Genomic DNA, 11,281 nt, shown 5'->3' on the forward strand with positions numbered 1-11,281 from the left:
CCGGCCGGCCGGCTTCGTGGTGGGCACCCCGATCCAGGTCGTCGACCGGGTGCAATGGTTTGAAGAGTCCGGTCCGGGATCTGGCGGTGAAGCCGGTCGCAGCACCTGGTACACCGTCGACCGGCCGGTGTACGTAGCGCTGAGCCTGCCGCCCGGATCCGGTCCGACACCCATTCAGCAGCTGTCCGGGCTGATCGACCGCACGATGCCCGTCGTGCCGATCAGCCCGGGGCCGGTCGGCTGACGTGGATGGTCAACGCAGGCCGACGCCCCGCGCCAACGCCGTCTCGACCATCGTCGCCAACAGCGTCGGATAGTCCACACCGCTGGCCGCCCACATCCGCGGATACATCGAAATCGTCGTGAATCCGGGCATCGTGTTGATCTCGTTGATCAGCGGTCCCTCCTCGGTGAGGAAGAAGTCCACCCGGGCCAGGCCTTGACCGTCGATCGCCCGGAACGCGGCGACCGCCAGCGCACGCACCGCGTCGCTCACCTCGTCGTCGACCTTGGCGGGCACATCGAGTTCGGCGGCGTCCTCCAGGTATTTGACCGAGAAGTCATAGAACGGGTCCTCGCGACCACGCACACCGACCACCCGGATCTCACCGAGAGTGCTGGCATGCACTGTGCCGTCCGGAAATTCCAGTACACCGCACTCCAGCTCCCGGCCGATGATGGCCGCTTCGACGATCACCTTCGGATCGTGGCGCCGGGCCTCGGCAATGGCGGCGGGCAGCTGTTCTGAGGTGGTCACCCGACTGACACCGATCGAGGAGCCGCCGCGGGCGGGTTTGACGAACACCGGCAGCCCGAGCCGTTCGCGTTGTTCCGGCGCCAGCGTCTGCTGGGCCGGCCGCAGCACCGCGTGCGCGCCGACCGGAAGTCCTTCGGCGGCCAGCAGCTTCTTGGTGAACTCTTTGTCCATGCCTGCCGAGCTGGCCAGCACGCCGGCACCGACGTAGGGCACACCGGCGAGTTCGAGCAGGCCCTGGATGGTGCCGTCCTCGCCATAGGGGCCGTGCAGCACCGGGAACACCACGTCGACGGAGCCGAGCACCCCACCGGCGGCCTGCTCTCCACTGACGTTCTGCGCCAGCAACTGGCCGCGCCGACGCGGGTCCTGCGCCAGTGCCAGCGCTGTGCCCGAGGTGTCGTGTACCGCCGGCAACCGCCCGTCGGTGATGGCCAGCGTCTCCGGGCGACCGTCGGTGAGCACCCAGGAACCTTCGGTGGTGATGCCGACGGCGATCACCTCGAAGCGTTGCGGGTCGAGATTGCGCAGAATGCTGCCTGCCGACACGCAGGAGATGGCGTGTTCATTGCTGCGACCGCCGTACACCACGGCGACCCGAATGCGGTCGCCGGAACCAGGCGTTGCTCGGGCGTTCACAACCTAGAGAGGCTACCGGGTATCCGTGCGCGGGCCCGGTTGAGCGCCGCGAGCTGGCCTCGGCAGCCCAGCGCGCGGTTCAACCGAGCGCACGGGCGAAGTCGGTCAACACGTCGTCGGTGTCTTCGATGCCCAGCGCTATCCGGGCGAATCCGGGCGGCACGGCGTCGCCCCACCGCGCCCGGTGATCGACCGAGGTGTGCATGCCGCCGAAGCTGGTTGCCGCTGTCAGCAGGTCGCTGCGCTGCACCAGCGAATGCACCGCAGCGGCATCGGCCAACTGCACAGCGACCAACCCACCGAATCGACGCATCTGCGCGGCGGCCAGCGGGTACGCCGGATCGTCGGGCAATCCTGGATAGCGCACGGCGTTCACCGCCGGGTGGTCACGCAGCATCGTCGCCAGAGCGTACGCATTGTCGCATTGCCGCCCGACCCGCAGCCCCGCGCTGCCCAGGCTGCGCAGCACCAACCAGGTCTCGAAGCCGCCCAGGATGGCGCCGGAAAGCAGTCGCTCACGTTCCACTGCGGCCATCAGGTCCGGCCGGCTGCCGGCCACATAACCGGCGAGCACGTCACTGTGGCCCGACAGTCCCTTGGTGGCGCTGGCGACCACCAGGTCGGCGCCCAACGACAGCGGCTGCTGCCCGAACGGCGTGGCGGCGGTGTTATCGACGAGCAGGCGCGCACGCCGCTGGCGGCAGACCTGTGCCAACCGGTGCAGGTCGACCACATCCAGCCGCGGATTGGTCGGCGTCTCGGCCAGCACCACATCGGCGGCGGCGGCAGCTTCACAGATGTGCGCACTGTCCGCCTCGACGACTCGCACCCCAAGAGGCGCAAGGCTGTCTCGTGCGTAGCCGCGCACTTGGTGGTAGCCGTCGGCCGGCATCACGAGCACCGATCCCGGGGTGGTGAGCACCCGCAGTGCGGCAGTGATCGCGGCCATGCCGGAACCGAACGCCAACGCCGATTCGGCGCCTTCCAGTTGCGCCAGGGCCGATTCCAGTTGACGCCAGCCGGGATTGGAGCTGCGACCGTAGGTGTCGGGCACTGCCGCGTCACCGGCCGACTCCTCCGCCGACAGGTGGTAGGTGGCGGCCAGGACCGGGGACGGAGCGACCGGCAGGCCGGGACTGGCGGGGCAACTGACGGCTTTGACGCTGCGGGTGGAATCGCCGTACGGACGGGGCGTCATCGGTGACGACCCGCTGCGCCCGGCTTCGCCGCGCTGGCGATCGTCACTGGGCATCGTCGGTCATTCCGGCTTGGTGCTGCGCCCCAGCAGGAGAGCCACAGCTTGATCGACTGAGAGTCCCTTGTGGCAGACCCGGTGTACGGCGTCGGTGAGCGGCATCTCGACGTCGTAGCTGGACGCCAGCGCAAGCACCGACTCACAGGACGTCACGCCTTCGACGACGTGGCCGTCACGCGCCTGCAGCGCCGACTGCAGCGTTTCACCCCGGCCCAGCGCTTCACCGAACGACCGGTTCCGCGAGCGCGGCGAGTTGCAGGTGACCACCAGATCTCCCACTCCCGCCAACCCGGCCAACGTCGCGCCCTTGGCGCCCAATGCAATTCCCAGCCGCATGATTTCGGCGAGGCCGCGGGTGATGATCGCGGCCGCGGTGTTTTCGCCGAGACCCACGCCGGCGGCCATCCCGGATGCCAGCGCGATGACGTTCTTGCATGCGCCGCCGATTTCGGTACCGATCACGTCGGCGTTGGTGTACGGCCGGAAGTACCCGCTGTTCAAAGCACGTTGCAACGCGACGGCTCGACCGGAGTCGCTGCACGCGACGACGGTGGCGGCGGGCTGCCCCTGGGCGATCTCGCTGGCCAGGTTCGGCCCGGACACGACCGCGACCTGCGCGGGGTCGGCGCCGGTCACCGAGATGATCACCTGGCTCATCCGCATCAAGGTGTTCAGTTCGATGCCCTTGGCCAGGCTCACCAGCGTCGCGTCCTCGGACAGCAACCCGGACCAGTGCTCGAGGCTCGTCCGCATGGTCTGTGCCGGGACACCGAACAGCACGGTCGTCGCCCCACTCAGCGCCTCACCGGCGTCGGCGGTGGCGTAGATCCCCGCCGGCAACTGCACGTTAGGCAAATAGTCGACATTCGTTCGACTGGCGTTGATTTCGGCGGCAAGCTCAGGCCGTCGCGCCCACACGACGACTTCGCCGCCGGCGTCGGCAAGCACCTTGGCCAGCGCAGTGCCCCACGCACCGGCGCCCATCACCGCTGTTCGACTCGCCATCTGCGCCACCTCCTCAACCAAGTCGTCGTCACGGCTACTGCGCGCGCTAACCTTAGCCCCGACACGGGCTGAAACCACCCGGCCAGCGGCGATCGCGAGCGCGGCGGAAAGCCGGGCGAAGCGGGTCGCCGCCATCTGGTTGGCGGCGCTGGCAGGATGTCCCGCATGAGCGGCGCGCGGGCCGGTAGTCCCGGTGATGTCGGAGTGATCATGGCCGTCAAGCGCCTGGCCGTTGCCAAGACCCGGCTGGCGCCGGAGTTTTCGCCGTCCACCCGGGAAAGAGTTGTGCTCGCCATGCTGGTCGACACGCTGACCTCGGCGGCGCGGGTGGAATCAGTGCGCTCGATCACGGTCGTCACACCGGACGACGTCGCCGCGGCCGCGGCGGCGGGACTGGGAGCGAACGTACTGCCCGACCCGACACCGCAGGGCCACCCGGACCCGTTGAACAACGCGATCGCGGCTGCCGAGCGGGTAGTTGCCGAAGATGTCGTCAACCTTGTTGTGCTGCAAGGTGATCTACCTGCTTTGCAGCCTCAGGAGTTGAGTGAGGCGATCTTGGCTGCGCGCACGCATCAGCGAAGCTTCGTCGCAGACCGGCTTGGCACCGGCACTGCTGCGCTGTGGGCTTTCGGCGTAGCACTCGACCCGCGGTTCGGCACCGATTCGGCCGCGCGCCACCGCAATTCCGGTGGTGTCGAGTTGACCGGTGCGTGGCCAGGTCTGCGGTGCGACATCGACACGCCCGCCGATTTGGCGGTGGCCCGCCGCCTGGGAGTCGGTGCGGCGACGCGTCGGGTCCTTGACCGACAATCTCGCTAGGGCGGTAGCCGCGTCGGCGGGTGATAGGCCATGATCGCCATATGACCGAAACCGAAGCCAGTGACGGCGCAGATGTCCTGACCGACGAGAGCATGTGGCGTCCGGATGACGCCGCCCCGGCCGCACCACCTGCTGCGACCGCTGCGACCACGGCGACGATGGAGGACGAACTTCCTGAGCACCGCTATCTGAACCGGGAATTGAGTTGGCTTGACTTCAATGCGCGTGTGCTCGCGCTGGCCGCCGACCCCTCGCTGCCATTGTTGGAGCGGGCGAAGTTTCTCGCGATTTTCTCGTCGAACCTCGACGAGTTCTACATGGTTCGGGTCGCCGGGCTGAAACGTCGCGACGAGATGGGGCTTTCCGTTCGCTCCGCAGACGGTTTGACACCGCGTGAACAACTGCGTCACATCGGGGAACAGACACAGCAGATCGCCAACCGGCACGCACATGTTTTCCTCGACATGGTGCGGCCGGCGCTCGCCGAAGAAGGAATTCACGTGGTCACCTGGGCCGACTTGGACGAGGGTGAACGCGAGCAGCTGTCGGCGTACTTCCACGAGCAGGTCTTTCCGGTACTGACGCCGCTGGCAGTCGACCCGGCCCACCCGTTCCCATTCGTCAGCGGACTGAGCCTGAACCTCGCGGTCACCGTCAAACGGCCGGAAGACGGCGGTCAGCACTTCGCCCGGGTCAAGGTGCCCAACAACGTCGATCGCTTCGTCGAGCTGGGTGCCTGCGGAGGCGCAGACGGGCAAGACGTCAACTGTGACGTGCGTTTCCTGCCGATGGAAGAGTTGATCGCCGCCTTCCTGCCGGTGCTGTTTCCGGGCCTGGAGATTGTGGAGCATCACGCATTCCGCATCACCCGCAACGCCGACTTCGAAGTGGAGGAGGACCGCGACGAAGATCTTCTGCAGGCGCTGGAAAGGGAACTGGCGCGGCGCCGGTTCGGGTCGCCGGTCCGGCTCGAGGTTGCCGATGACATGACGGAGAACATGCTGCAACTGCTGCTGCGTGAACTCGACGTGAATCCCGGTGATGTCATCGAGGTGCCCGGGCTACTGGACTTGTCATCGCTGTGGCAGATTTACGACCTCGACCGTCCAGACCTCAAGGACCCGCCCTTCGTGCCGGCGACCCCGCCCGCCTTCGCCGAACGGGAAACACCGAAAAGTATTTTCGCGACGCTGCGCGAAGGCGACGTGCTGGTGCATCACCCGTACGACTCGTTCTCCACGAGCGTGCAGCGGTTCATCGAGCAGGCGGCCGCAGACCCCAATGTGCTGGCAATCAAGCAAACGCTGTACCGCACGTCCGGTGACTCGCCGATCGTCCGGGCGCTGATCGGCGCCGCCGAGGCCGGAAAGCAAGTGGTGGCACTGGTCGAGATCAAGGCGCGCTTCGATGAGCAGGTCAACATCCGCTGGGCGCGAGCGCTGGAGCAGGCGGGCGTGCACGTGGCCTACGGCCTCGTCGGCCTCAAGACACACTGCAAAACCTGCTTGGTGGTGCGCCGGGAAGGCTCGGCGATCCGGCGCTACTGCCATGTGGGGACCGGCAATTACAACAGCAAGACGGCGCGACTGTACGAAGACATCGGGCTTTTGACAGCGGATCCTGATATCGGGGCAGACCTCACCGACTTGTTCAATTCGCTCACCGGCTATTCACGCAAGTTGTCCTACCGCAACCTGTTGGTAGCTCCGCACGGAATTCGCGCAGGCATCATCGAACGTGTCGAGCGTGAGGTCGCGGCACACCAGGAAACCGGGAACGGGCGCATCCGGATGAAGATGAACGCTCTGGTCGACGAGCAGGTCATCGATGCGCTCTATCACGCGTCGCGCGCCGGTGTCCGAGTCGAAGTGGTGGTGCGCGGCATCTGCGCGTTGCGCCCGGGCACCGAGGGCTTTTCCGAGAACATCTTCGTGCGCTCGATTCTCGGCCGTTTCCTGGAGCATTCGCGAATCATCCACTTCGGCGCCATCGACGAGTTCTGGATCGGCAGCGCCGACATGATGCACCGAAACCTCGACCGGCGGGTGGAGGTGCTGGCTCGGGTCAAGGACCCGAGGCTGACGGCGCAATTGGATGATGTGTTCGAGTCCGCGCTGGATTCGGCCACCCGTTGCTGGGAACTCGGGCCGGACGGGCAGTGGACCGCCTTGCCGCGGGACGGCGAGACGGTACGCGACCACCAAGTGTCGCTGATGGAGCGACACCGTAGCCTCTAACAGGCCGCGACACGGCGCTCGTCGTGACGACTGTCCGTCCCCGTGAGTCGCGAGGGGCCCGAATTGACCTGCAGGAGATTAGGTGCCGACCAAAACCTCGTCCAACCGGGGCTCTAGGCGCCGGACGGTTTACGCCGCCGGGGCGGTGGTCTGGCGGCCCGGCCCAGACGACACGTTCGAGATAGCGCTGGTTCACCGTCCGCGTTACGACGACTGGTCGCTGCCCAAGGGCAAAGTCGATCGGGGGGAAACCGAGCCGGTGACCGCGGTCCGGGAAGTCTTCGAGGAGACCGGTTATCGGGTGCACCTCGGTTGTCGAGTCGCCGCAATCAGCTATCCGGTCGACCAGGGCGTCAAAAAAGTCCGGTACTGGGCGGCGCGCAGCATCGGCGGTGAATTCGCGCCTAACGGCGAAGTCGACGAGCTCGCATGGCTGTCGCTGTCCGACGTGATGAAGAAGGTGGACTATTCACAGGATCGAAAGGTTCTGCGTGGGTTCGCCAAACGGCCGGCGGACACCCAGACGGTGCTGGTGGTTCGGCACGCCACCGCGGGCAGTAAGTCACGCTTCTCCGGTGACGACACCAAGCGGCCGCTGGACAAGAAGGGCCGCGCACAGGCCGAGGCACTGGTCGGACAGCTGCTGGCCTTCGGCGCCACCGATGTCTACGCCGCCGATCGGGTGCGGTGTCACCAGACGGTGCAGCCGCTGGCCGAGGAGTTGGAAGTAGACGTCCGCGACGAGCCCTCGCTGAGTGAAGAGGCGTACGCCAACAACCCCAAGCGGGCCCGGCGTCGGATACTGGAGATCGCCGCGCAGCATGGCACACCGGCGATTTGTACGCAAGGCAAAGTGATTCCGGACTTGATCGAATGGTGGTGTGATCGCGACGGGGTGCGTCCGGACAAGTCCCGCAATCGCAAGGGCAGCACCTGGGTGCTCTCACTGTCGGCCGGAAAACTGGTGGCCGCCGATCACATCGGCAGCGCGCTCGCCGTCAACGCGTTGCTATAACAGCCCGCACCCTCCGGTGGACCGGCCACCGGAGGGTCTTCGGACTGACTGACGATTACTTGCGGCCGCGTCTTGCGGTGGCCTTCTTGGCCGGAGCCTTGCTGGCCGTTTTCTTGGCAGCGGTCTTCTTGGCCGGAGCCTTGCTAGCTGCCTTGCGTGTCGGGGCCTTTGAGGCGGTCTTCTTGGCGGCAGTGGTTGTCTTCGCCGCCGACTTGGTCGCAGTCGTCTTGGTGGCCGGCGCCCGCTTGGTCGTCGACTTGGTCGCCTTGGTGGCCTTGGTGGCCGGCGCCTTCTTGGCAGTCGACTTCTTGGCCGGCGCCTTGGTCGCGGTCTTTTTCGCCGTCGACTTGGTCGCCTTGGCCGGCGACTTCTTCGCCGCTGTCTTCTTCGCACCGCTTGCCACCGCACCGCGTTTGACGGCGGGCCCCTCTGATGGAAGTCGCTGCGACCCAGAGACAACCGCTTTGAATTGCGCGCCAGGACGGAAAGCCGGGACGGACGTCGGCTTCACCTTCACCGTCTCGCCGGTGCGCGGATTGCGGGCCACGCGAGCCGCGCGACGCCGCTGTTCGAACACACCGAACCCGGTAATGGTGACGCTGTCACCTTTGTGCACCGCACGGACAATGGTGTCGACGACATTCTCGACGGCCAGTGTGGCGTGCCGACGGTCCGAGCCCAATTTCGCTGTGAGTACGTCGATGAGCTCTGCTTTGTTCATGCAAACCCTCCGAAACCAGTGGTCCTCGTTGGACCGACTATTGGACACGGTAAACCCTCACCGGGTTGATTTCCAAGAGCCACGCGCAATTTCAAGCGTCTCTAGCTAACTTTTTAGGAATCCGGTTGCCGCCCTTGGGCGGTGGTTAAGCCTCGAAATCGACTCAGGAACAACCGGCGAATGGACCGGAATTCGAGCCTCAACCCGTGGGCACAGTTCGCGGTTTCCAGAACGGACGAGCACTTTCGAAACTGCCGATTTCATCGAGTTTCCGCAGCGTAAGGGCTATATCGTCGAGTCCTTCGAGCAGGCGCCAGGCGGTGTAGTCGTCAATCTTGAACGGCACCACCACCGTTCCCGCGGAGATATTCCGATCTTGAAGATTGGCAGTGATTTCCAGCCCCGGATTCTGCTCGATCAGCTTCCAGAGCAGTTCGACATCATCTTGCGCGATTTCGGCCGCCAACAGCCCCGCCTTGCCTGCGTTGCCCCGGAAAATGTCGCCGAACCGGGACGAGATCACCACCCGGAATCCGTAGTCCATCAGTGCCCACACCGCATGCTCGCGGGAGGATCCGGTGCCGAAATCGGGTCCGGTCACCAGTACCGAACCTTTGTCGAATGGGCTGAGATTGAGTACGAAGGAGGGGTCGGTGCGCCAAGCCGCGAACAGTCCGTCTTCGAAACCCGTTCGGGTTACGCGCTTCAAATAGACCGCGGGAATGATCTGGTCGGTGTCGACATTGGACCGCCGCAGCGGCACGCCGATTCCGGTGTGGGTGCGAAAAGCTTCCATCGTGAGTCTCCTCGATCGTCAATTCAAGTCGGCCGGAGTGGACAGCTTGCCGCGCACGGCGGTAGCGGCAGCGACCGCCGGTGAAACCAGATGTGTGCGACCGCCCTTGCCCTGCCGTCCTTCGAAGTTTCGGTTCGACGTCGCCGCGCATCGCTCCCCCGGTGCGAGCTGATCGGGGTTCATGCCAAGGCACATCGAGCAGCCGGCCTGACGCCATTCGGCACCCGCGGCCGTGAAAACCTCGCCGAGGCCTTCGGCTTCGGCTTGCGCACGTACCCGCATGGAGCCGGGAACCACAAGCATCCGAACGCCCTGAGCCACCTTGTGACCCTGCAAGATGTCAGCTGCCGCCCGCAGATCCTCGATGAGGCCGTTGGTGCACGAACCGACGAAAACGGCCTGAACCGGGATATCACGCATCGGTGTTCCAGGTTGAAGGTCCATGTAGGCCAACGCCTTCTCGGCGGCGAGACGTGCGGCGTCGTCGGTCATCAGCTCGGGGTCCGGGACGGCGGCCGACAGTGCCACTCCCTGCCCCGGGTTGGTGCCCCAGGTGACGAACGGGCTCAACGTCGCAGCGTCGAGGTATACCTCGGTGTCGAATTCCGCGCCTGGATCGGTGCGCAACTGCTCCCAATAGCGGAGGGCGGCATCCCAGGCCGCGCCGGTAGGCGCGTGCGGCCGGCCGGCCAGAAACTCGTAAGTCGTGCGGTCCGGGGCCACCATCCCGGCACGCGCGCCGGCCTCGATGCTCATGTTGCAAACCGTCATCCGGCCTTCCATCGACAGTGCTTCGATCGCGCTGCCGCGGTATTCGATGACGTAGCCCTGACCGCCGCCGGTACCGATCTTCGCGATCAACGCCAGGATGATGTCCTTGGCCGTCACGCCCGGCGGCAGTTCTCCGTCGACATTGACCGCCATTGTCTTGAAAGGTCGCAGCGACAACGTCTGGGTGGCCAGCACATGCTCGACCTCCGAAGTACCGATGCCCATTGCCAACGCGCCGAAGGCACCGTGGGTGGAGGTATGACTGTCCCCACAAACCACCGTCATGCCCGGCTGGGTGAGGCCCAACTGCGGCCCGATGACGTGAACGATGCCCTGGTCGATGTTGCCCATCGGGTATAGCCGGATACCGAATTCGGCGCAGTTGCGGCGCAACGTCTCAACCTGGGTGCGCGAGACCGGGTCAGCGATCGGCTTGTCGATGTCGATCGTCGGCACGTTGTGATCCTCAGTGGCCAGGGTGAGATCGGGCCGTCGCACCGGACGGCCGGCCTGTCGCAGACCGTCGAACGCCTGTGGGCTGGTGACCTCGTGCACCAAATGCAGGTCGATGTAGATCAGGTCGGGATCCCTACCGCCACCGGACACCACCACGTGGTCGTCCCAAACCTTCTGCGCCAGAGTGCGCGGCCTGCGCGCTTGGTCAATTTCGGCTGACATGTTCCGTCTCGATTCGGTCGTCCCTGCTCGCCACTTGCTCTCACTATGCGAGACGCTAATATCTCTATGTGAGACAGGATAGCGGTATCGGCGTGCTGGACAAAGCCGTGGCGATGCTGCACGCGATCGCGCAATCACCGTGCGCTCTAGCCGAACTTAGCGACCGCACAGGCTTGCCGAGGGCGACGGCGCACCGATTGGCCAGCGGGCTGGAGACTCATCGGCTGTTGGCCCGCGACGACGACGGCCGCTGGCGGCTCGGCCCCGCGGTCACCGAATTGGCTGCCCACGTCGATGATCCGCTGCTGGCGGCCAGTGCGGTGGTGCTGCCCAGGCTGCGCGAGGTCACCGGCGAGAGCGTGCAGCTTTACCGCGCAGAGGGCACCTCCCGGGTTTGCATCGCGGCGTTGGAACCCCCGGCAGGCCTCCGCGACACCGTTCCGGTGGGAGCAAGGCTGCCGATGACGGCCGGGTCGGGAGCCAAGGTGCTGCTGGCGTACAGCGATTCCGCCGTCCAGCAGGCCGTGCTGACGAATGCGAAATTCACCGACCGCGCGCTGGCCGAAGTGCGCCGGCGCGGCTGGGCAC

Annotated in this window: 11 protein-coding genes; 5 read left to right on the top strand and 6 right to left on the bottom strand. The window is 65.9% G+C overall.

Annotated elements, in window-relative coordinates; all coding sequences use genetic code 11:
* On the top strand, positions 1-244 hold a 244-nt coding region (locus WA317_RS17535), incomplete at its 5' end, for a DUF3515 domain-containing protein (protein WP_425174242.1).
* Positions 245-253: 9 nt separating this feature from the next.
* Here the strand turns inward: WA317_RS17535 and WA317_RS17540 are convergent.
* The 3 genes from WA317_RS17540 to WA317_RS17550 form a co-directional block, all read right to left on the bottom strand.
* Entirely contained in the window at positions 254-1,393 is a 1,140-nt protein-coding gene (locus WA317_RS17540) for a D-alanine--D-alanine ligase family protein (RefSeq protein ID WP_425174243.1), read from the bottom strand.
* A 79-nt stretch (positions 1,394-1,472) separates the two neighbouring features.
* On the bottom strand, positions 1,473-2,591 hold the full coding sequence (locus WA317_RS17545; protein WP_425174251.1) for a cystathionine gamma-lyase: 1,119 nt from the start codon (positions 2,589-2,591) through the stop codon (positions 1,473-1,475).
* 60 nt (positions 2,592-2,651) lie between these two features.
* Complete coding sequence (locus WA317_RS17550; protein WP_425174252.1) at positions 2,652-3,662, bottom strand: NAD(P)H-dependent glycerol-3-phosphate dehydrogenase; 1,011 nt, start codon at positions 3,660-3,662, stop codon at positions 2,652-2,654.
* 156 nt (positions 3,663-3,818) lie between these two features.
* Between WA317_RS17550 and cofC the strand changes: the two genes are divergently transcribed.
* From cofC to WA317_RS17565, 3 genes are all read left to right on the top strand, one after another.
* Positions 3,819-4,475 carry a 2-phospho-L-lactate guanylyltransferase gene (cofC, locus tag WA317_RS17555; protein ID WP_425174244.1) on the top strand — a complete coding sequence of 219 codons (657 nt, stop codon included), beginning with the start codon at positions 3,819-3,821 and terminating at the stop codon, positions 4,473-4,475.
* Positions 4,476-4,516: 41 nt separating this feature from the next.
* Positions 4,517-6,712, top strand: a complete 2,196-nt coding sequence (locus tag WA317_RS17560) for an RNA degradosome polyphosphate kinase (RefSeq protein ID WP_425174245.1) — start codon at positions 4,517-4,519, stop codon at positions 6,710-6,712.
* Between the two features lie 82 nt (positions 6,713-6,794).
* Complete coding sequence (locus WA317_RS17565; RefSeq protein WP_425174246.1) at positions 6,795-7,727, top strand: NUDIX hydrolase; 933 nt, start codon at positions 6,795-6,797, stop codon at positions 7,725-7,727.
* Between the two features lie 55 nt (positions 7,728-7,782).
* Here the strand turns inward: WA317_RS17565 and WA317_RS17570 are convergent, their stop codons facing one another.
* The 3 genes from WA317_RS17570 to leuC form a co-directional block, all read right to left on the bottom strand.
* Positions 7,783-8,448 (bottom strand): HU family DNA-binding protein, encoded by a 666-nt coding sequence (locus WA317_RS17570; RefSeq protein ID WP_425174247.1) that lies wholly within the window; start codon positions 8,446-8,448, stop codon positions 7,783-7,785.
* Positions 8,449-8,647: 199 nt separating this feature from the next.
* Positions 8,648-9,244 carry a 3-isopropylmalate dehydratase small subunit gene (gene leuD / locus WA317_RS17575; protein ID WP_425174248.1) on the bottom strand — a complete coding sequence of 199 codons (597 nt, stop codon included), beginning with the start codon at positions 9,242-9,244 and terminating at the stop codon, positions 8,648-8,650.
* An 18-nt stretch (positions 9,245-9,262) separates the two neighbouring features.
* A complete protein-coding gene (leuC, locus tag WA317_RS17580; protein WP_425174249.1) occupies positions 9,263-10,693 on the bottom strand; it encodes a 3-isopropylmalate dehydratase large subunit in 1,431 nt (476 codons plus the stop codon).
* 68 nt (positions 10,694-10,761) lie between these two features.
* On the opposite strand from leuC, the gene WA317_RS17585 reads away from it, so the two are divergent.
* Positions 10,762-11,281 (top strand): IclR family transcriptional regulator (locus tag WA317_RS17585; protein ID WP_425174250.1); only part of this gene is annotated, 520 nt, incomplete at its 3' end.

This window comes from Mycobacterium sp., assembly GCF_049802695.1.
Lineage (GTDB): Bacteria > Actinomycetota > Actinomycetes > Mycobacteriales > Mycobacteriaceae > Mycobacterium.

What these genes read in the sequence shown, in the direction of transcription:
- WA317_RS17545 (WP_425174251.1), bottom strand. Translation starts at nt 2,591, where the DNA reads ATGACGCCCCGTCCGTACGGCGATTCCACCCGCAGCGTCAAAGCCGTC.
- cofC (WP_425174244.1), top strand. Translation starts at nt 3,819, where the DNA reads ATGAGCGGCGCGCGGGCCGGTAGTCCCGGTGATGTCGGAGTGATCATG.
- WA317_RS17560 (WP_425174245.1), top strand. Translation starts at nt 4,517, where the DNA reads ATGACCGAAACCGAAGCCAGTGACGGCGCAGATGTCCTGACCGACGAG.
- WA317_RS17570 (WP_425174247.1), bottom strand. Translation starts at nt 8,448, where the DNA reads ATGAACAAAGCAGAGCTCATCGACGTACTCACAGCGAAATTGGGCTCG.
- leuD (WP_425174248.1), bottom strand. Translation starts at nt 9,244, where the DNA reads ATGGAAGCTTTTCGCACCCACACCGGAATCGGCGTGCCGCTGCGGCGG.
- leuC (WP_425174249.1), bottom strand. Translation starts at nt 10,693, where the DNA reads ATGTCAGCCGAAATTGACCAAGCGCGCAGGCCGCGCACTCTGGCGCAG.